This is a genomic window from Yersinia sp. SCPM-O-B-9106 (C-191) (assembly GCF_026183365.1).
GTDB lineage: Bacteria > Pseudomonadota > Gammaproteobacteria > Enterobacterales > Enterobacteriaceae > Yersinia > Yersinia rochesterensis.
Genome location: NZ_CP110791.1, coordinates 2884350 through 2905281, shown reverse-complemented (window position 1 = coordinate 2905281; position 20932 = coordinate 2884350). Strand labels below are relative to the sequence as shown.

Sequence of the window (20932 nt, the reverse complement as noted above, 5' to 3'; positions counted from 1 at the left end):
GCTGGCGGGACGGCTTTACGCGGGTCCCTCCGCGTGACGCCTAAATCCGCCGTCCATGGCGGATTTCCCTTGCTACATTCTTCACTCGGCGGCTCAAATGTGCTTTTAAACTTCAAAACCTAAAAACAAGGTTTTGAATTGGCTTTTGATGTTGAGCGCATTCAGGAATATTGCCGACAAGGATGGAGGGTAGAGCGAGCGGGCATGGACGCCCGCGAAAAGCGCGCTTGAGCATGGATTGCGAATCGCGCTGGCTCGTCAGCCCGAAGGACGCAGGCGGTTTACCCGTAGGGCAATATTTCGCGCAAGCGCGGGATTGCATAAGGGGCCACGCTAATGGCCCCTTTGCCGGTTGGTTCATAGGAGGTTAAGTAAACTCAGTTGCTTTAACAACCGAATCTGATCGCAAAACTGATATCAACCGATCCTGATCACCAAATCGACTACAACAATAACCCTAATTTAACCCCAGCGCTTTCTTCACCCCATTACCATAATCCGGGTGAACTTGTGTAAACAGCGCTATCTGACGGCGTTGAATTTCTTCAGGAATTTGCGACAACTCACCCGCAATACGGGTAAACATCCGCTGATGTTCTTCTGCGCTGAGCAAGTTGAATAACGCCCGAGGTTGTGAGAAGTAATCAGTATCTTCGCGGTGATTCCAGTGATCTGCGGCCCCTTCTAATGTCAATGGCGGCTCACTGAAATCAGGTTGTTCCTGGAATAAACCAAAACTATTTGGCTCGTAAGTCGCCCCATTGCCACTGTTACCATCAACGCGCATAGCGCCGTCACGGTGATAATTATGGAACGGACATTTGGCACTGTTCACTGGGATCTGGTGATGATTAACCCCTAAACGATAACGTGCCGCGTCGCCGTAGGAAAACAGGCGGCCTTGCAACATACGGTCAGGAGAGAAACTGACCCCCGGCACCACGTTGGCAGGGTTGAATGCGGCTTGTTCTACTTCAGCAAAATAGTTCTCTGGATTGCGGTTCAGTTCGAAGAAACCGACATCAATCAGCGGATAATCGCCGTGCGGCCACACTTTGGTCAGGTCGAATGGGTTATACGGGGTTTGTGATGCTTCATGTTCTGGCATCACCTGAATTTGTAGATTCCAGCGCGGGAAGTCGCCGCGTTCTATCGCTTCATATAAATCGCGTTGAGAGCTTTCACGGTCCGCCCCAATCAGTTTTTCAGCCTCATCATCCATCATATTTTCAATGCCTTGCTGGCAGCGGAAATGGAATTTAACCCAAAAACGCTCATTGGCGGCATTGATAAAGCTGAAGGTATGGCTGCCGAATCCGTGCATGTGGCGATAAGATTTCGGCAGGCCACGGTCACTGAAATCGATAGTGAGCTGATGCAGAGCTTCGGGTAGTTGAGAGAAGAAATCCCATTTATAAATCGGGTTGCGTAGGTTGGTGCGCGGGTCGCGTTTCACTACGTGGTTCAGATCGGGGAATTTCAATGGGTCACGTAAATAGAATACTGGCGTATCATTGCCGACCAAATCCCAATTACCTTCCTCGGTATAATATTTCATGGCAAAGCCACGAATATCACGTTCGGCATCGGCAGCACCGCGTTCGCCTGCCACTGTAGAGAACCGCACAAACATTTCAGTTTGTTTGCCTGGCTCGGCGAAAATTTTTGCGCGCGTATATTTCGTGATGTCGTGAGTGACAGTAAATGTGCCGTAAGCGCCAGAGCCTTTAGCATGCATGCGGCGCTCTGGGATAACTTCACGATCGAAATGGGCCAGTTTTTCTAAGAACCAGACATCTTGCAGTAGCATGGGGCCACGTCGGCCAGCAGTGACGACATTATTATTATCAACGACGGGGGCGCCCGCTGCGGTGGTTAATCCTTTCTTTTTGCTCATCATTTTCTCCAGTATTGCTGTTGAATTGATTGCTTTTCGGGTGTTTTAAAGCATTACATTTTGCCAAAAGTCTGATTGGTAAAATAATAACTTAAACAACATCAGCGAGTTATTCCTTGATCTCCACACTAGTTGTAGCCTTATTAGTGGTATTCGGCAAATAGGTACGCCTTATTGTTATCATTGTTTGCATATACCCGTCATACTTCAAGCTGCATGTGCGTTGGCTACTTTCGTTACTCGGCCCGTCCATGGTCCTCGCCTCTGCGAGGCCGCTGCAAACAGCGTTCAAATCGGTTCCCGACCGATTTGTCACCCGAATCACTTACAACACACTAAGCTCATCGGGACTCTCTCACTTGCCGCCTGCCTGAAGCTCGAATTATTTAGGGTATAACCCATTTCAATCACACAATGACTTACAATCATTTGAAATACTGTGGTATTTAATCGGTTTTTACGTGTGTTCATGCTGTTTTTTTCAGTTAAACTTGGTACAGGAAAAATCTGTCGGCCAATAGCGGGTCACGGGTGACATCACGAATCATAAGAGAACAATATGAATAAGCATTTAATCGCCTGTGCAGCTAGCTTGCTGTTTGTTGCAGGTTCCGCCAGTGCAATAAGTTTTAATGCCGAAACCGGGCGTCATTACACCAATTTAGGATTCGGCCTTGGCACTAACACCGGCGGTTTAGCCATCAGTGGTAATTGGGCTCGCAGTGACCATGACGGTGATATCTACGGCATGGGCTTGGGCTTCAATTTACCTATTGGCCCACTGATGGCCACTGTCGGCGGGAAAGGCATTTATATGTCACCGGAAGAGGGTAGCAGTGGTGGCGCAGTCGCGATTGGCGGCGGGCTAACTTACCCAATCAACAAGTCATTCAGCTTATATGGCGAGGGCTATTTCGCGCCGGAAGAATTGACCAGTGGGATGAAATCCTACAGTGAAGCCAATGGCGGCGTGCGCTGGAATGTATTCCGCCCGCTGACTGTTGATGTCGGCTATCGCTATATTAATATGGAAGGTAAAGAAGGGCGTCGCGATAACCGCCTGGCGGATGGCGTATATATCGGCGCTGGCCTGAACTTCTAATTTAACACTATTTTCTGTAAAAAAAGGCGCACTCCTGACAGGATATGCGCCTTTTTGTATTTATTCGCTGAATTACCCGACTGCGGGTAATGCACCGGTAACAATTCCCACCTGAATACCAATGACCAGCACACCGCAGGCAAATACCGCCGCCAGTGCGGGTTTCCCGCCCCAGACGCGATAATTTCCCTGATGGACTTTACGTGCTTTCCACGCCAGCATCGCGGGCAGAATTAAGGCTAAGACAGATAAGGCAACGGCGGCAAAGCCCAGCGCCATAATAAAACCACGGGGGTAAAACAGCGCAAACAGCAGCGGCGGTACAAAGGTAATTGCGCCGGTTTGCAGGCGGCCCCGCACTGAGTTACGGCGTTTAAATAAATCAGCCAGATAATCAAACAGCCCCAATGCAACGCCCAAGAATGAGGTCGCCAGCGCCAAGTCTGCAAACAGATGAACCGCCAGCTCAACATGGGGTGAGGCCACCACATCGCGCACCGCTTGTAATAACCCATTCAACCCGGCTTGCTGCGCCAATATTCCGACAAAGGTATGGGAGGATATCGCCCCTAATGTCGCTAACTGCCAGAAAATATACGCAATTAATGGGATCGCACTGCCGATAATAAACACCCAGCGCAGCTTGCGAATATTACCGCCCATATAATTAACAATACTTGGAACGCTGCCATGGAAGCCAAATGAAGTGAATATGACCGGAATAGCAGAAAGCGCTAACCCTTGTTCCAGCGGCAAGGTCAATAAGTTGGTTTTTTCGATATGCGGCATCATCAATGACAGCATGACTATCAGGAAGATAATTTTGGCGCTGAATAGGATGCGGTTAAATAAGTCAACTGAATGGGTGCCAATACAGACCACACCGCCAGCCACAAGTGTAAACAATAATACACCGAGATAGGTTGGAAATGATTGCTGAGTCCACTGGCTGATGCTGGTTGCCAGTAGCTCGCCTGCACCGCTGATATAGGCGGCAGTCAGCGCATACATCAAAAACATCATGCTGAAACCAGTGAGCCATTGACCGCGATTACCGAGATAGCGTTTGGCAAGGGTGCCCAGCCCGGTATCGGCCGCCTCATGCTGGTAGACTTCCACCAAGAGTAATGCGGTGTAACACATTAATACCCAAAGAAAAATCAATAATGCGAGGGTGACGCCGAAGCCGACTCCCGCCGCCGCCAGTGGCATTGCCAACATGCCGGCACCAATAGTGGTGCCCGCAACGATAAATATACTGCCCAGAGTGCGATTCTTCACGCTTTCCTCTACTACATGATAATTTATTAGCATGATAAAGTGCAGCAGAGTAGAGGATTGCCTCATTTGTGTCAAATCGGCGTTACGCGCACTGTAAACTTATCATTACGATTCTTAAGGCGCTGAAATATCGACTTTTACCATCGTTCTTCATTCTGATAATGGATAACGATTGTGTTTATGCGGTTGGCTTCTTAAAGTGAATGCATAAGCATCGACGGAGAAGAAAATGATCAGAGTTGAGATGTTGAGTACCGGGGATGAAGTGCTGCATGGGCAGATTATTGATACCAACGCCGCATGGCTGGCAGATTATTTATTTAATCAGGGTTTGCCAATCAGCAGCCGGGAAACAGTCGGTGACTCACTCGCGTCTCTTATTGAAGTGCTGACGGAGCGGAGCCAGGTGGCTGATGTGCTGATTGTTAACGGGGGGCTTGGGCCGACCAGTGACGATTTAAGTGCTTTGGCAGCGGCGCGTGCAGCCGGAACGGAGCTTATCGAGCATCCGGAATGGATTGCGCGGATGGAAGCATTCTTTAAAGAGCGCGGCAGGGTAATGTCGTCGACCAATCGTAAACAAGCGCATATTCCGGCCAATGCCGAAATGCTGGATAACCCGGTCGGAACCGCGTGTGGTTTTGCTTTACGGCTCAATAAATGTTTGATGTTTTTCACCCCCGGTGTGCCGTCAGAATTTAAAGTGATGGTTGAGCAGCAGATTATGCCGCGCTTACGTCAACATTTTGATGTGGCTGAACCGCCATTATGTTTGCGAATGACCACCTTTGGCCGCTCGGAAAGTGATTTGGCCCTTGAGTTAGATTCACTGCTACTCCCGGACGGCGCGGTGCTAGGCTATCGCTCATCCGCCCCCATTATTGAATTGAAGCTAACCGGGCCAGCTTCGCAGCAAGCGGCGATGGAGGAAATCTGGCAACAGGTCAGGGCGGTCGCGGGTGAGAGCATCATATTCGAAGGTACGCGGGGCTTACCGGCATTGTTGAGTGAACAATTGACTCAACGCGGGCTGTTATTAGCCGTCAGTGAACAATTTACCGGTGGGTTGTTGCATTGGCAGTTACAAAGCGCCGCTGCACCTTTGGCCGGGGGCGAGTTATTACCGGCGCATTGCCAGGAATCATTAAATGAGGTTGCTGGCCGTGCGCAGTCATTATCAATGCTGTGTGGTGCTCAGGTGGTGTTAGCAGTGAGCGCCATGCAAAACGATCGCCTGAGTGTGGCACTGCATACCCCTGATGGGACTTTTGCCCAGACGGTAGCTTATCAGGCAAGCCGCCATAGTTTGCGCATCCGCCAAGAAAGCAGCGCCATGCTGGCATTAGATATGCTGCGCCGTTGGCTGAAAGGAGGGGCGGTTTGTGGTCAACACGGTTGGCTGGAAGTGGTTGAAATTCTGTAGTTTTTACTGTGGGCGGTAGCACAACACCGAAAAAGGCCGCGTCAGCCTTTTCCGGTGTTCGCGAGGTTTATTTCACCTGCGCATTTCTGACTTCGTTGCCAGCTTGCCAAATCCGGTATTTCACATCAACACCTTGCGGCACATAAACCACAATCGGCAGGCGGCTGTTGTAGCGCTGCATGGCGGCATCACCCAGATTAGCGGCGATAAATTGCGGGCGACGGGTGTTATCTGGGCACCCCATCATGGTGGAGGCCGGTTCTGAGATTTTATCCATCACCAGATAATCAAAACCCCAGCCAGACAAAGTTCTGGTTTCCAGATTGCCACTGAGCATATGGCGGTTGCAGTCAACTTCAATAGTTTTGCCGATCAGTAATTCAACTTTGAAGTTGTTTTCATCTTCTTGTGGATCGAGGAAAATGACCTGGCGGCTTATGCCTTTTTCTGCCGCCGGATAAGGCGCAATCTTCTCTAACGGCTGTTGCTGATTAAGCGGCGGCTCTGTAGCGGCAATAGTGCTGGCCGATGCTGCCATTAACAGACTAGTTATTGCGATTGACAGTCTTTTCATCTTTTGTCCCTATGATTTTGATTCCAGATGCAAAAATATCATCTATTCAACTAGCTGATTATAGGTGAAATCCGATTCGAGGGAATATTAAAGTTCGATTTCTATATCGCCCTTTGGCTGACAGCAACAGGGCAGAATCTCGCCGGCCTGAATAAACGCTAAAGGTTGCTGCGAATAGCAGACTTCGCCTTTGAGCAAACGCAGGCGACAAGAACCGCAATAACCGGAGCGGCATTGGTATTCGATTTGTACCTGATGGTGTTCAAGTGTTTCTAACAAGTTGCGGCTATTCGCTGGTGGGGTAAGTTGAGCACCGGTGGTGCTCAACTTCACAGTATCCCCGTCATCTTTCAAGTTGCAGCGGTGTTGGCTGCCATCACTTACCCAAGTCATTGAGTTATCTCAACTCCTTGGATGCATTCAGTTGCCGCCTGGCTGCAACTCGAAATCTATTGGGTATAAGCTTCATCAATTACAGCTCGAAATCACTCAGGTCGTCAGCACTGATTTCTGAATCAATTTGGCCGACCAGATAAGAACTGACTTCAACTTCCTGCGGTGCAACCTGCACGTTATCAGACACTAACCAGGAGTTGATCCATGGGATCGGGTTGGTGCGGGTATTAAATGGCACACCCAGCCCGACCGCTTGCATGCGGATATTAGTGATATATTCCACATATTGGCACAAGATCTCTTTGTTCAGACCAATCATTGAGCCGTCACGGAACAGGTATTCTGCCCATTCTTTTTCTTGTTGCGCGGCCAAAACAAACAGGTCATAACATTGCTGCTGGCATTCTTCAGCAATTTCAGCCATTTCCGGGTCATCTTCACCTGAGCGCATTAAGTTAATAATATGCTGGGTGCCCGTCAAATGTAGGGCTTCATCGCGGGCAATCATTTTGATGATTTTGGCGTTGCCTTCCATCAGTTCGCGCTCGGCAAAGGCAAAGGAGCAGGCGAAACTGACATAGAAACGGATAGCTTCCAGCGCATTAACACTCATTACACACAGATAAAGCTGCTTTTTCAGCTCACGCAGATTGACCACCACAGTTTTACCATTGACCTGATGGGTACCTTCTCCCAGCAGATGGTAGTAACTGGTCATCTCAATCAAATCGTCGTAATACCCTGAGATATCTTTTGCGCGTTTGAGGATCTCTTCGTTGGTCACGATATCATCGAAAACAATCGAAGGATCGTTAACGATATTGCGAATGATATGAGTGTAAGAGCGCGAGTGAATAGTTTCAGAAAACGACCAGGTTTCTATCCAGGTTTCCAGCTCAGGAATGGAAACCAGCGGCAATAGGGCCACATTAGGGCTACGTCCCTGAATAGAATCCAGCAATGTTTGGTATTTCAGGTTGCTGATAAAAATGTGTTTTTCATGATCTGGCAGGGCGTTGTAGTCGATACGATCGCGGGAGACGTCAATCTCTTCCGGACGCCAGAAAAATGAGAGTTGTTTCTCAATCAGCTTTTCGAAAATAGCGTGTTTTTGTTGGTCGAAACGCGCCACGTTGACGGGTTGACCAAAAAACATGGGTTCGAGTAATTGGTTGTTTTTATTTTGCGAAAAAGTGGTATAGGCCATGATTTCCTCAGGGGCAAATGAAGAGGCCCCGCGATGAATGTATTGGCTATCATCGCGCAGGCCTTAACTCAAAATCAGATCTTACATGCACCGCCTTCGCAGTCATCATCACCCGGCTGACTTTGGATATCTTCCTGCACATCATCAGCACCATCGCGGGTGTTTTGATAGTAAAGGGTTTTTACGCCAAATTTGTAAGTGGTGAGCAAATCTTTTAGCAACTGCTTCATCGGCACTTTGCCTGACGGGAAGCGGGTCGGATCGTAATTAGTGTTGGCTGAAATTGCCTGATCGACGAATTTCTGCATCAAACCTACCAGCTGTAAATAACCATCGTTATTTGGCATTTCCCACAGCAGCTCATAAGCATCTTTCAGGCGCTCATATTCAGGAACAACCTGGCGCAGAATACCATCTTTCGAGGCTTTGATACTGACATATCCACGCGGCGGCTCAATACCATTAGTGGCATTGGAGATCTGCGAGGATGTCTCGGAAGGCATCAGCGCTGACAGCGTGGAGTTACGCAGGCCGTGAGTTTGGATGTCCTTACGCAGCGTTTCCCAATCGTAATGCAGAGGTTCGTCACTGATGGCATCCAAATCTTTCTTATAGGTATCAATTGGCAAAATACCCTGTGAATAGGTGGTTTCGTTGAACCACTGGCAAGCGCCTTGCTCACGGGCCAGCGCATTGGAGGCTTTCAATAAATAATACTGAATAGCTTCAAAGGTGCGGTGAGTCAGGTTGTTGGCACTGCCATCGGAGTAACGAACGCCATTCTTCGCCAGATAATAAGCAAAGTTAATCACACCGATACCCAAGGTACGGCGGCCCATAGCACCACGCTGTGCTGCGGCAATTGGGTAATCCTGATAATCGAGCAGGGCATCCAGCGCCCGCACGGCCAACACGGCCAAATCTTCTAAATCATCAAGGCTGTCAATGGCACCCAAGTTGAATGCCGACAAAGTACAGAGCGCAATTTCACCATTTTCGTCGTTGATGTCATTCAACGGCTTGGTTGGCAAGGCAATTTCCAAACACAAGTTTGACTGGCGCACTGGCGCAACTTTCGGGTCAAACGGGCTGTGGGTGTTGCAGTGATCCACGTTTTGAATATAGATACGGCCAGTGGAAGCACGCTCTTGCATCATCAGAGAGAATAACTCGACCGCCTTCACGCGCTGCTTGCGGATGCTGCTGTCTTGCTCGTATTTGACATAAAGGCGCTCAAATTCGTCTTGATCGGCGAAGAACGCGTCATACAGGCCCGGAACATCGGACGGGCTGAACAAGGTGATGTCTTCGCCTTTCAGCAAGCGCTGATACATCAGTTTGTTGATTTGTACGCCGTAATCCATATGACGCACGCGGTTGCCTTCAACACCACGGTTGTTTTTCAGAACCAGCAGGCTTTCAACTTCCAAGTGCCACATTGGGTAGAACAACGTAGCTGCACCGCCACGTACACCGCCCTGTGAACAGGATTTCACCGCAGTTTGGAAGTGTTTGTAGAACGGAATACAACCGGTATGGAAAGCTTCGCCGCCGCGAATTGGGCTACCCAGCGCCCGGATCCGGCCTGCATTGATACCAATACCGGCGCGTTGTGACACATATTTCACAATGGCGCTGGAGGTGGCATTGATAGAATCCAGACTGTCGCCGCACTCAATCAACACGCAAGAGCTGAACTGGCGGGTTGGGGTGCGCACGCCGGACATAATTGGCGTCGGCAATGAGATTTTGAAAGTAGAAATCGCATCATAGAAGCGCTTGATGTAATCCATCCGGGTTTCGCGCGGATAGTTAGAGAACAAGCAGGCGGAAACCAGAATGTACAGGAATTGGGCACTTTCATAGATCTCGCCGCTGACGCGGTTTTGCACCAAATATTTGCCTTCCAACTGCTTAACCGCAGCATAGGAGAAGTTCATATCGCGCCAATGGTCGATGAAAGTGTCCATCTGTTCGAATTCTTCTGCGGTGTAGTCTTCCAGCAGATGTTTGTCGTATTTACCCATATCCACCATTTTCGTCACATGGGCGAATAATTTTGGTGGTTCAAACTGACCATAGGCTTTTTTGCGCAGGTGGAAGATAGCCAGACGCGCCGCCAGATATTGGTAATCCGGTGCGTCGCGCGAGATCAAATCTGCGGCAGCTTTGATGATAGTTTCATGGATATCAGCGGTTTTAATACCATCATAAAACTGAATGTGTGAACGCAATTCTACTTGAGATACTGAGACGTTATGTAAACCTTCCGCGGCCCAGTCGATGACCCGGTGGATTTTATCCAGATTGATGCGTTCTTTACTGCCATCGCGTTTAGTAACAAGTAGACTTTGGTTCATGTATTCGTGACCTTTTTTCCCCTGACTTCGTGTCTGCACAACGCAAATTAACGCTCTCCATGACTGAAATAATCATTGAGGTCGTAGTGTGTTGTTCAGTATGTAAACACAATATATAGGGGGTGGGTAGTGGATAGATAACAAGATAGTGAGTATTGAGACTTTTGGCAAGTGAACAAAACCGCTATATTGTGTGGATAACTTGGGGGTGAATTGTTACGAAAGGCTCACAGGCAGCGCCATTACTGGCGCTCACCTCCCATCACTCTAGGGGATAAGATTTTACTGAAAATCTTAAAAATTTGATCGTTTGCCGGTTTATTAAACATTAGAAAAATCCCCTTCCTCTTTCACGCTGTAGCGGTGTTGGCTGCCCTTACTTACCCCAGTCACTTAGTGGACTAAGCATCCTGGGGATGCGTTCTGTTGCTGCCTTGCTACAACGCGAAATATATTGGGTATTGCTTGATTTTTATACACTCATTTGATGGGGTTATTCTTCATCCCGTTGAGTATGCACCATATAGTTCACATCAACATTGCGGCCCAACTTGAAATGGTCTGTTATCGGGTTGTAATGCAAGCCAATAATATGGCGTTCGCGCAGTGGCGTTTGGTCAACCCAGCCGATAAGTTCTGATGGGCGAATAAACTTTTTCGAATCATGAGTGCCTTTGGGCACCATTTTCAATATATATTCAGCGCCCACCACCGCCATTAGCCAGGATTTAGTATTGCGGTTGATGGTCGAAAAGAAAACATGCCCGCCGGGCTTGACCAATTGTGCACAGGCGCGAATAACCGAAGCAGGGTCTGGGACGTGTTCGAGCATCTCCATGCAGGTCACCACATCGTAATATTGCGGGTGTTTTTGCGCGTGGCTTTCAACTGTTTCCTGAACATAATCGAGTTTGGTGCCGGTTTCCAATGCATGCAACCGCGCAACTTGTAGTGGCTCATAGCCCATATCCAACCCGGTAACCTGAGCACCTTCATGCGCCATACTTTCAGCCAGAATACCGCCACCGCAACCCACATCCAGCACTTTCTTATCGAAAATACCGCCAGCGCGCTGCAAAATGTAATCAAGACGCAGCGGGTTGATACGGTGGAGAGGCTTAAACTCGCCTTCTAAATCCCACCAGCGGGAGGCAACTGCTTCAAATTTAGCAATTTCTTGTTCATCGACGTTTATCTGTTCAGCAACTTGACGATGGGGGGCGGTGGTATCTATAGACATGGCGAGTTCTCTCTGTTTTATATCTTTGCGCAGATTATACATATTCCCCGTCAATTGGCGCAGTTTTGTCTATAAGGCGTGCATGCGGCGATATGCGGTAATAGTAGTTTCGACAATCATTATGTAGTTTCGCCAAAATCAGGGTTTTGTGATATAGTTTCGTACCTTTAAATCCGGTAATTAGTAGAGGGATAGCGGCTCAATGAGCGACCTTGCCAGAGAAATAACACCGGTCAACATCGAGGAAGAGCTGAAAAGCTCCTATCTGGATTACGCGATGTCCGTTATTGTCGGACGTGCATTACCAGATGTCCGGGATGGACTGAAGCCCGTTCACCGTCGCGTACTGTTTGCGATGAATGTACTGGGCAATGACTGGAATAAACCATACAAAAAATCGGCCCGTGTAGTCGGGGACGTTATCGGTAAATATCACCCGCATGGTGACAGCGCGGTCTACGACACTATCGTGCGTATGGCTCAGCCGTTCTCACTGCGCTATATGCTGGTGGATGGGCAGGGAAACTTCGGTTCCGTTGATGGCGACTCCGCCGCGGCGATGCGTTATACCGAAATCCGTATGTCTAAAATTGCTCACGAGTTGTTAGCGGATTTAGAAAAAGATACCGTCGACTTCGTGCCTAACTATGACGGTACGGAGCAAATTCCTGCCGTAATGCCGACCAAAATTCCTAACTTGCTGGTTAACGGCTCGTCAGGTATTGCCGTCGGGATGGCAACCAATATTCCGCCGCATAACCTTTCTGAGGTTATTGATGGCTGCCTGGCCTATATCGAAGATGAAAACATCACCATTGAAGGGTTGATGGAGTACATCCCTGGGCCAGATTTCCCAACCGCTGCGATTATCAATGGTCGCCGTGGTATTGAAGAAGCTTATCGTACCGGTCGCGGCAAGATTTATGTTCGCGCCCGTGCTGAAGTCGAAGCTGATGCTAAAACTGGCCGTGAAACCATTATTGTTCACGAGATCCCATATCAGGTGAACAAAGCGCGGTTGATTGAAAAGATAGCCGAGCTGGTCAAAGAAAAACGCGTTGAAGGCATCAGTGCATTGCGTGATGAGTCTGATAAAGACGGCATGCGCATCGTGATTGAAATCAAACGCGATGCGGTCGGGGAAGTGGTGCTGAATAACCTCTACTCTCTGACGCAATTGCAGGTGACTTTCGGTATCAATATGGTGGCTCTGTCTCAAGGGCAGCCTAAATTGCTTAACCTGAAAGACATCCTGGTCGCCTTTGTTCGCCACCGCCGTGAAGTGGTAACGCGCCGGACTATTTTTGAACTGCGTAAAGCACGTGACCGCGCGCATATCCTTGAAGCGCTGGCCATTGCATTGGCTAACATCGATCCGATTATCGAATTGATTCGCCGTGCGGCAACACCAGCCGAAGCGAAAGCTGGCCTGATTGCCAGCCCATGGGAATTAGGCAACGTCGCGTCGATGCTGGAACGTGCCGGTGATGATGCTGCCCGCCCTGAATGGCTGGAAGAAGAGTTCGGGATCCGCGACGGCAAGTATTATCTCACCGAGCAGCAAGCTCAGGCCATTTTGGATCTGCGTTTGCAGAAACTGACCGGTCTGGAGCATGAAAAACTGCTGGATGAGTATAAAGAGCTACTGACCGTCATTGGTGAGTTGATCTTTATTCTGGAAAACCCAGAGCGCTTGATGGAAGTTATCCGCGAAGAGTTAGTGGCTATTAAAGAGCTATATAATGATGCGCGTCGTACAGAAATCACTGCGAACACCTCTGACATTAATATCGAAGACCTGATTAATCAGGAAGATGTGGTTGTGACACTGTCCCATCAGGGTTATGTCAAATATCAACCTCTGACTGATTACGAAGCTCAGCGTCGCGGTGGTAAAGGTAAGTCGGCTGCCCGTATCAAAGAAGAAGACTTCATTGATCGCCTGCTGGTCGCCAATACCCACGATACTATTTTGTGCTTCTCCAGCCGTGGCCGCCTCTATTGGATGAAAGTCTATCAGTTGCCGGAAGCTAGCCGTGGGGCGCGTGGTCGTCCGATCGTCAACTTATTGCCGCTTGAGCCAAATGAGCGAATCACCGCCATTCTGCCAGTGCGGGAATACGAAGAAGGTCGTCATATCTTTATGGCTACCGCGAGCGGTACTGTGAAGAAAACCGCACTAACCGAATTCAGTCGCCCACGCAGTGCCGGTATTATTGCCGTCAATCTGAATGAAGGCGATGAGCTGATCGGCGTCGATCTGACTGATGGCAGCAATGAAGTGATGCTGTTCTCCGCATTGGGTAAAGTGGTTCGCTTCCCTGAATCGCAGGTCCGTTCAATGGGCCGTACTGCGACCGGTGTACGTGGTATCAACCTCAATGGCGACGATCGGGTTATTTCTCTTATCATCCCACGGGGTGATGGTGAAATCCTGACAGTGACTGAAAACGGTTATGGTAAACGTACCGCAGTGGAAGAATATCCAACTAAGTCGCGTGCGACTCAGGGGGTTATCTCCATTAAAGTCAGTGAACGTAATGGTAAGGTTGTTGGGGCTGTGCAAGTGGCACCGACCGACCAGATCATGATGATCACCGATGCCGGTACACTGGTGCGTACCCGCGTATCTGAAGTGAGCGTCGTGGGCCGAAATACCCAGGGTGTGACGCTGATCCGTACCGCTGAAGACGAACATGTCGTCGGTCTGCAACGTGTTGCAGAGCCGGAAGAGGACGATGAAATCCTTGATGGCGAATCATTAGAAGGTGAAGAGGGCAGTGAAGAAGAGACTGCGCTGAACACACCGGAAGATGAAGATGCTGCTGACGAAGCAGAAGACGGTGAAGACAAGGACGACAACGTATAATGCGTTGTTGATACTGATTCATTGTCAAAACCAAGAGCCAGCTTACGAGCTGGCTTTTTTATGCGTCATGGGTAGTGTATTCTGTAGACCACGCAGCCTGCCAGGCGATGCTTTCACCATGGTATCAGATTGAAATATCTTTCTTCATTTCGCACGACACTGAAAATCTCCCGTTACCTATTTCGGGTATTGGCCGTCATGTTATGGTCTCTTGGCGCACTGCTGACCACTTTTTATATCCTGAACATCCTTAACGAGAAAAAATCTGATATTCGTCAGGAATATAATACTAACTTCGATTTAGCACAGAGTTACATTCGTCATTCTTCCGATATTATCCGTGATATCAAATATATGGCGGAAAACAGGTTAAACCACAATACAGCGAGCAGTGATATCACGGCTGGCGCATTTATTAAAAATAACGCTACGCCCAAATATTACCCACTTAATTCAGCGGCCGATTGCACCACACTTAATGCGTCCCGTCACTCATCATTAGATTCTCTCAGCAACCTTATCTTGTATTGGAAAGAGAATTTTGCAGCCGCCTATGACCTTAATCGGATATTTTTTATTGGCAGCGACACCATGTGTATGGTGGATTTCGATATTCGAAATGTTCCGATGGATCAAGAGAGTCTGCTCAAGTCTTTGAATGAACACATTGCAAAATATCGTGAGGCAAATAATCAGGATAAAGACAGCCCACTGTATTGGGTTGTTCCCGGTGTGCGGCCTGAAATTGGCACTTTATATGTGCTAAGCCCGCTTTATGTGGGTAATAAATTAGAAGCATTGGTGGGGACAGAACAGACTATCCGGCTGGAGGATTTCATCTCTCCTGGACCATTACCCGTTGGTGTGACTTTGCTGGATGAAAATAATGAGCCTGTATTGCGCCTGGCAACTGGGGAGCGCTACGCTTCAATGTTGGATGATTATCCTGATTCAGCCTCTTATTTCGGTTATGTAGATGATTATAATTATCTGATCCTGAAAAAGAACTTACTGCCGTCCCCTCTCAGTATTGCTTATTCCTTGCCGGTCAGAACCATAATAGACATATTCAAGCTATTAATTTTTAATGCATTATTGCTGAATGCATTATCTGCTGTGGTGATATTCACTCTGGCCTGGTTATTTGAACGGAAAATGTTCCATCCGGCTGAAGATAATGCTTTGCGGCTGGAAGAACATGAACAATTTAACCGTAAAATTGTTGCTTCTGCGCCGGTGGGTATTTCTATATTACGCATTAGCGATGGCACCAATATCCTCAGTAACGAACTAGCGCATAACTATATTAATTTACTGACAAATGAGGATCGTGAACGTATTACCCGCATTATTTGTGAGCAGCAGGCAAACTTTGTTGATGTGATGACCAGTAATAATAACAATCTACAAATCAGCTTTGTTCACTCCCGCTATCGTAATGAAAATGTGGCGATTTGTGTGCTGGTGGATGTCAGTTCACGAGTGAAAATGGAAGAGTCATTGCAGGAAATGGCGGCGGCGGCAGAGCAGGCCAGCCAATCGAAATCCATGTTTTTGGCGACCGTCAGTCACGAGCTGCGCACCCCATTGTATGGCATTATCGGCAATCTCGATTTATTACAAACTAAAGAGTTACCACAGGGGGTTGACCGGCTGGTGACAGCAATGAACAATTCGTCCGGACTACTACTCAAAATTATCAGTGATATTCTCGATTTCTCTAAAATAGAATCTGAGCAACTGAAAATTGAGCCGAGCGAATTTTCTACTGTCGAGGTAATAACACATATCACGGCGAACTATTTACCGCTGGTGGTGAAGAAGCGCTTAGGTTTGTACTGTTTTATTGAACCGAATGTTCCACGGATGATGGTGGGTGATGCAGTTCGTCTGCAACAAGTTATTTCTAACTTGCTGAATAACGCTATTAAATTTACCGATACTGGCTGCATTATTTTGCAAGTCAGGGTGCGCGGTTATTATCTGGAATTCCGTGTGCGGGATACCGGTGTGGGTATTAACTCACGTGAGATAAATCAGTTATTTGATCCTTTCTTCCAGGTAGGAACCGGGGTGCAGCGCCATTTCCAAGGAACCGGTTTAGGGTTGGCAATTTGTGAGAAATTGATCAACTTGATGGACGGCGATGTCGAGGTGGTTTCTGAACTGGGAATAGGCAGCATTTTTGCTATTCGTATTCCTTTGTATTTGAAAGAAAATCAGTATCAGGCCCAAAATGCAGTTTTGCCGGAGAGTGATCGCTGGCAAGGAAAAATATTGTGGTTGGATATTCGCAATGCCCGCTTGGAAAGCTATTTACTCGATCTTTTAAGCCATTTCGGTGCCACTATTCAACGCTATAGCAATGAGCAAACGCTACAGGATCAAGTGCTTATTTGTGATTACTTGCCACAAATAAACGCGCCATTATCGACCTGGATTCAGATATCCATTGATCATATTGGTTTGCCACAAGAAACACGGCCCGGTTATTGGCTATTGAGTACCGCCACATTGCTGGAAATTATCCCGTTATTGGACCGTATATTGCTGGAACCGCAACTAGTTGAAGAAGCTCCACTTGCGTTACCACCAGTGAAAACCAATCAGGATGATAATGATGATCTGCAAATCCTAGTGGTGGATGACCATCCGATTAATCGGCGGTTATTGGCTGATCAGCTGACGACCTTAGGTTATCGGGTCATTACGGCGAATGATGGGTTGGATGCTCTGGCAGTGTTGAGTGCCAATAGAGTTGATATTGTGCTGACTGATGTGAATATGCCGAATATGGATGGTTATCGTCTGACACAGCGCTTACGGCAACTGAATCATAATTTCCCAGTAATCGGTGTCACTGCCAATGCATTGGCGGAAGGTAAACAGCGCTGTATTGAAGCCGGTATGGATAACTGTTTATCTAAGCCAGTCACATTGGATACTTTGCGCCAGATGCTGCGATATTATGGCGATAAGGTGCGAAAAACCCGTTAAAGCCTTTGTACTTGAAGCTGTAGGGTTGTTAGCTACACTCGCTCACCCAAATCACTTACTAGCCATTGACCTTAAAATAAATAGGCTCATTGGGATTTGCTCCTTGGCTGCCTACCTGCAACTCCAATTACTTTGGCTTATGGTGTCGAGCTTGAAGTTGTAGTTTCAAATATGAAAGGGATAATAAACCCGGCGCTGCTGAGCAATGCCGGGTTGGGGAACAGAAGTTATTCTTTATCTTGTCCAATAGTGACAGATGAAAGGTAGTTTAACAGGGCAATATCATTATCCACGCCCAGTTTCAGCATCGCCGACTTTTTCTGGCTGCTGATAGTTTTAATGCTGCGATTAAGTTTTCTGGCAATCTCAGTAACCAGGAAACCTTCAGCAAATAACCGTAAAACCTCACTTTCTTTCGGTGATAAACGTTTATCACCGTAGCCATTAGCGCTGATTTTCTCCAGCAGTTTGGCCACACTTTCAGGAGTGAATTTTTTCCCTTTCTGTAATGCTGCCAAAGCCTTAGGTAAATCAGCGGGAGCACCTTGTTTTAATACAATCCCGTCAATGTCCAAGTCCAAAACTGAACTGAGAATAGCCGGGTTATTATTCATCGTTAGTACAATTATGGCTAAATCCGGGTAATGTCGTTTTATATATTTTATCAATGTGATGCCATCACCGTACTTATCTCCAGGCATGGAGAGGTCGGTAATTAGCACGTTGGCATCAAGCTTAGACAAATTATTAATAAGCGCTGTTGAGTCTTCAAACTCCCCAACAACATTTACCCACTCAATTTGTTCGAGCGATTTTCGGATGCCAAACAAAACAATTGGATGGTCATCAGCAATAATTACATTAAGGTTGTTCATGGTTATGGGTTACCTTGCTGCAACAGTCTGGTGACGAAAGAATCAATTTGACTGATGCTATTTTCGATCTTCAACCGATCGCCATCTGCGATATGCTGTTCTAATGTTTCACATAGTTGTTTGCCGAGATGCAAGTTCAACATAGCAAATACGCCTTTCAATCGATGTGCGGTCTGCGAAAGCGATATGAAATCACGTTGCTGAAGTTCAGTATACAGTTTCTTCAGATCTACCGGTACTGTCTCAACAAATAAGGAATAATAGTCACTGGACTTTAGTTGTTGTTTGTATGTGTTTATATCACCATCAGCAATGGATTCAGACTCATAGTTGGATTCGTCTGATAAAATTTGCTGTTCAATTAATAATAATATTGCATCAATGACTGCACTACCTAAATTATAATTTACCCGAATATAATTATCCTGCAACTGTTGTATTCCTATTTCGTCAGGTGCCAGTAATAAGGTAAATTTATCATAGTGTTGTGGGTTATCTGTCACGGTTACATCATAGTCTCGTCCCGGCAAGCGGTCATCAACAATGATGCAGTTAGCGCCGAATGAATTCAATAATGTTGTGATGATAGAACGCACTTCTTCCGACGTTATATCTAATAATACCGTCACACCATCCAATAATTTCTCTTGCTCCTCCTCTTGCTCATTTTGGATAGCAATAGTAACTCGGATTGTATAACGAGTACCTATATCAACTTTGCTACGGATCTCTAATTGGCCGTTTAATTTCTTACATAATTGGTTACATAAAAAGAAGGTTAACCCCGAGCTGTGATTGTATCTGTCGGCCAATGTTTGGCTGAGGAAAGGATAATTAAGATTACTAATCTCTTCATCAGAAATACCTGCGCCGGTATCGGTTATTTGGATAATCAGTTGTTCTGGATGTCCAGGCTCATGGCCGACATTAAGGGTAATCTTGCCGTAAGCCGTCGTAATAACAGAATAATGCAGCAGTAATGAAAGTATTTTCCGTAATACTTTTTCATCGCCTATATAATTTTGCTCAAGATCAACAAGATAGTGATTAAACAGAGTTAAGCCTTTCTGATTAATCGCTGGGAGGATCTCCAGCAGGAGGCCATCGATTAATGCTGACAGGGAGAAACTATGTTGTTCAGGTTGCCAGTCTTGGGTTTCCAGGCGAGTAAGCAGGGTAATATTATCAACCAGCTCAATAATACTTTCAGATTGTTCTACTAATTTAGCCGCCAGTTCATATCGCAGTGCTAAGTCAGCGGTGTTTTGTAATGCTTTAGCCGTCTGATGGAGGCTAGTTAGGGGCTGATTCAGTTCAATCCCAAGGTTATGCAACATAAGCTTACGCGCTTGAAGACTTTTGTCATATTCCCGCCTTGCTTGTTGCAGGCGTTTATTGACCAAGACTTCTTTATCTTGATCATGAAGCAAGAACAGGTAGGTTTCGGGCGAAAACTGGCTGCGGAATATTCGGATTTCGTAAACTTCATTGTTCACGGTGCCCTGAATTACCCCGTGGTGTTGTTCCGCCATGTGAGCAATTTTTTGCAGGTTAAGGTGCGGCATCAGGTTATCAGCTATCTGATTACTGGCGACAACGGCATTATTGCTGAAGTTATAGACTAATAGCCCTTGCGGTAAGCTGGTAATGATTTCCTGACTCAGTAATTTTTGGGCCTCTAATTGCTCAATCATATCTGAACTTGGGCGAACAAATTGGCGGCGAGCTAAATAGGCCCCTAAGATTGCCAGGAATAACAGTAAAATATTGGTCAGGATCAACCAGAAGTTATTCCTCAATAAATCAATGGCTAACACTGTAACAGGAACACGATAAACAATTTTCAGTGAGGTGTTAGCCAGTGGTGCAGAAACTTCAACCCAATAGCCATTTAACGCTACACTGGCCGTGGCGGTGTCCTCAGGTGCCACACCTTCATTAATAGGGGTATTGTCGGGTTGGAGGAGAAAGTTCGCTCGTGCCATATTCGGCGGGATTAAGTCATTAATTGGCAGATCAAAGGCAATGACCGTGGCCAAATGGCCGGGATGGTTAAAGGTGGTCCGGATAGTAAAATAGTAAGCATTCTGGAAGCGTAATTTTCTCAATGGCGAGAAACTCTCACGCTCATCTAATGTATTGGCCTGTTGTAGCATTTCTGCACGCCGAGACTCTGAGGCGGCGGTCAGGTAGCTCTCTTTAAAACGCGATGTAACTTCTTTTAACGGCTGTGTGGTAATGAGCACCAGGCTATTGTCCTGACCATTAAGATAATACATCGAGTAAGTATCATTCTGGGCTCCCCAATGATTGTCGAGATAGTCCGACAACTGCAAAGTCATAGGCAGTGTCGCGGGGTTATGATTACCAAAAATGACGGCGTCAGTTTTTTTGCGTGGCTTTTCAATATAATAAATATCAGGACGCAGGCGGGTTTCTTGGACGTTGAGAATATTCTTATCCGAGATGTCTGGGGTGTTGGCAAAATCGTATATTTGGTAGGTATGGTAACGATAATCATCAATACGCTGCTGCAAACCGGTGGCAATATAGGCCAATGTGTGTTTTTTTTCTGTCAGGTAAGCATTGGTATAGTTGTAACCATACAGCCCAATCGAGATGAGCAGCAATACGATAAACAGCCAGAAACACCGTGTAATGTTAGCTGAACTGGGTGATAACGAGTTATTTTGCATAAAGATAATGCAGTT

13 protein-coding genes are annotated in these 20932 nt (G+C 47.0%); 4 read left to right on the top strand and 9 right to left on the bottom strand.

The window, feature by feature from the left end; translation table 11 throughout:
- Nucleotides 1-457 precede the first annotated feature (457 nt).
- Nucleotides 458-1897 carry a catalase gene (locus OP863_RS13260; protein ID WP_172667598.1) on the bottom strand — a complete coding sequence of 480 codons (1440 nt, stop codon included), beginning with the start codon at nucleotides 1895-1897 and terminating at the stop codon, nucleotides 458-460.
- Between the two features lie 559 nt (nucleotides 1898-2456).
- Here OP863_RS13260 and OP863_RS13255 point away from each other — a divergent pair.
- The gene (locus tag OP863_RS13255; protein ID WP_145587911.1) at nucleotides 2457-2999 is read left to right on the top strand and encodes a YfaZ family protein; all 543 of its coding nucleotides are present in this window, start codon (nucleotides 2457-2459) and stop codon (nucleotides 2997-2999) included.
- A 72-nt stretch (nucleotides 3000-3071) separates the two neighbouring features.
- Here OP863_RS13255 and tyrP read toward each other — a convergent pair whose 3' ends face one another.
- Complete coding sequence (gene tyrP, locus OP863_RS13250) at nucleotides 3072-4280, bottom strand: tyrosine transporter TyrP (RefSeq protein ID WP_145510241.1); 1209 nt, start codon at nucleotides 4278-4280, stop codon at nucleotides 3072-3074.
- 229 nt (nucleotides 4281-4509) lie between these two features.
- Here tyrP and OP863_RS13245 point away from each other — a divergent pair, with 229 nt between their 5' ends.
- A complete protein-coding gene (locus OP863_RS13245) occupies nucleotides 4510-5703 on the top strand; it encodes a nicotinamide mononucleotide deamidase-related protein YfaY (protein ID WP_265525388.1) in 1194 nt (397 codons plus the stop codon).
- Nucleotides 5704-5770: 67 nt separating this feature from the next.
- Here the strand turns inward: OP863_RS13245 and eco are convergent, their stop codons facing one another.
- From eco to ubiG, 5 genes are all read right to left on the bottom strand, one after another.
- Entirely contained in the window at nucleotides 5771-6277 is a 507-nt protein-coding gene (gene eco / locus OP863_RS13240) for a serine protease inhibitor ecotin (RefSeq protein WP_265525387.1), read from the bottom strand.
- 87 nt (nucleotides 6278-6364) lie between these two features.
- Nucleotides 6365-6670 carry a class I ribonucleotide reductase maintenance protein YfaE gene (yfaE, locus tag OP863_RS13235; RefSeq protein WP_042562392.1) on the bottom strand — a complete coding sequence of 102 codons (306 nt, stop codon included), beginning with the start codon at nucleotides 6668-6670 and terminating at the stop codon, nucleotides 6365-6367.
- Between the two features lie 79 nt (nucleotides 6671-6749).
- Nucleotides 6750-7880 carry a class Ia ribonucleoside-diphosphate reductase subunit beta gene (gene nrdB / locus OP863_RS13230; protein ID WP_038631881.1) on the bottom strand — a complete coding sequence of 377 codons (1131 nt, stop codon included), beginning with the start codon at nucleotides 7878-7880 and terminating at the stop codon, nucleotides 6750-6752.
- A gap of 74 nt (nucleotides 7881-7954) precedes the next feature.
- On the bottom strand, nucleotides 7955-10240 hold the full coding sequence (gene nrdA, locus OP863_RS13225; protein WP_038631883.1) for a class 1a ribonucleoside-diphosphate reductase subunit alpha: 2286 nt from the start codon (nucleotides 10238-10240) through the stop codon (nucleotides 7955-7957).
- Between the two features lie 493 nt (nucleotides 10241-10733).
- A complete protein-coding gene (gene ubiG / locus OP863_RS13220; protein WP_145591656.1) occupies nucleotides 10734-11480 on the bottom strand; it encodes a bifunctional 2-polyprenyl-6-hydroxyphenol methylase/3-demethylubiquinol 3-O-methyltransferase UbiG in 747 nt (248 codons plus the stop codon).
- A 202-nt stretch (nucleotides 11481-11682) separates the two neighbouring features.
- On the opposite strand from ubiG, the gene gyrA reads away from it, so the two are divergent.
- Both gyrA and rcsC read left to right on the top strand, forming a co-directional pair.
- Entirely contained in the window at nucleotides 11683-14349 is a 2667-nt protein-coding gene (gene gyrA / locus OP863_RS13215; protein ID WP_145587919.1) for a DNA topoisomerase (ATP-hydrolyzing) subunit A, read from the top strand.
- Between the two features lie 129 nt (nucleotides 14350-14478).
- Complete coding sequence (rcsC, locus tag OP863_RS13210) at nucleotides 14479-17346, top strand: two-component system sensor histidine kinase RcsC (protein WP_265525386.1); 2868 nt, start codon at nucleotides 14479-14481, stop codon at nucleotides 17344-17346.
- A 227-nt stretch (nucleotides 17347-17573) separates the two neighbouring features.
- Here rcsC and rcsB read toward each other — a convergent pair whose 3' ends face one another.
- Both rcsB and rcsD read right to left on the bottom strand, forming a co-directional pair.
- Nucleotides 17574-18221, bottom strand: coding sequence for a response regulator transcription factor RcsB (gene rcsB / locus OP863_RS13205; protein WP_004389433.1), 648 nt, complete (start codon nucleotides 18219-18221; stop codon nucleotides 17574-17576).
- A gap of 2 nt (nucleotides 18222-18223) precedes the next feature.
- Complete coding sequence (gene rcsD, locus OP863_RS13200; RefSeq protein WP_038631890.1) at nucleotides 18224-20917, bottom strand: phosphotransferase RcsD; 2694 nt, start codon at nucleotides 20915-20917, stop codon at nucleotides 18224-18226.
- Between the last annotated feature and the right edge of the window lie 15 nt (nucleotides 20918-20932).

What these genes read in the sequence shown, in the direction of transcription:
- eco (WP_265525387.1), bottom strand. Translation starts at nt 6,277, where the DNA reads ATGAAAAGACTGTCAATCGCAATAACTAGTCTGTTAATGGCAGCATCG.
- yfaE (WP_042562392.1), bottom strand. Translation starts at nt 6,670, where the DNA reads ATGACTTGGGTAAGTGATGGCAGCCAACACCGCTGCAACTTGAAAGAT.
- ubiG (WP_145591656.1), bottom strand. Translation starts at nt 11,480, where the DNA reads ATGTCTATAGATACCACCGCCCCCCATCGTCAAGTTGCTGAACAGATA.
- nrdA (WP_038631883.1), bottom strand. Translation starts at nt 10,240, where the DNA reads ATGAACCAAAGTCTACTTGTTACTAAACGCGATGGCAGTAAAGAACGC.
- OP863_RS13245 (WP_265525388.1), top strand. Translation starts at nt 4,510, where the DNA reads ATGATCAGAGTTGAGATGTTGAGTACCGGGGATGAAGTGCTGCATGGG.
- nrdB (WP_038631881.1), bottom strand. Translation starts at nt 7,880, where the DNA reads ATGGCCTATACCACTTTTTCGCAAAATAAAAACAACCAATTACTCGAA.
- OP863_RS13260 (WP_172667598.1), bottom strand. Translation starts at nt 1,897, where the DNA reads ATGAGCAAAAAGAAAGGATTAACCACCGCAGCGGGCGCCCCCGTCGTT.
- gyrA (WP_145587919.1), top strand. Translation starts at nt 11,683, where the DNA reads ATGAGCGACCTTGCCAGAGAAATAACACCGGTCAACATCGAGGAAGAG.
- rcsB (WP_004389433.1), bottom strand. Translation starts at nt 18,221, where the DNA reads ATGAACAACCTTAATGTAATTATTGCTGATGACCATCCAATTGTTTTG.
- OP863_RS13255 (WP_145587911.1), top strand. Translation starts at nt 2,457, where the DNA reads ATGAATAAGCATTTAATCGCCTGTGCAGCTAGCTTGCTGTTTGTTGCA.
- rcsD (WP_038631890.1), bottom strand. Translation starts at nt 20,917, where the DNA reads ATGCAAAATAACTCGTTATCACCCAGTTCAGCTAACATTACACGGTGT.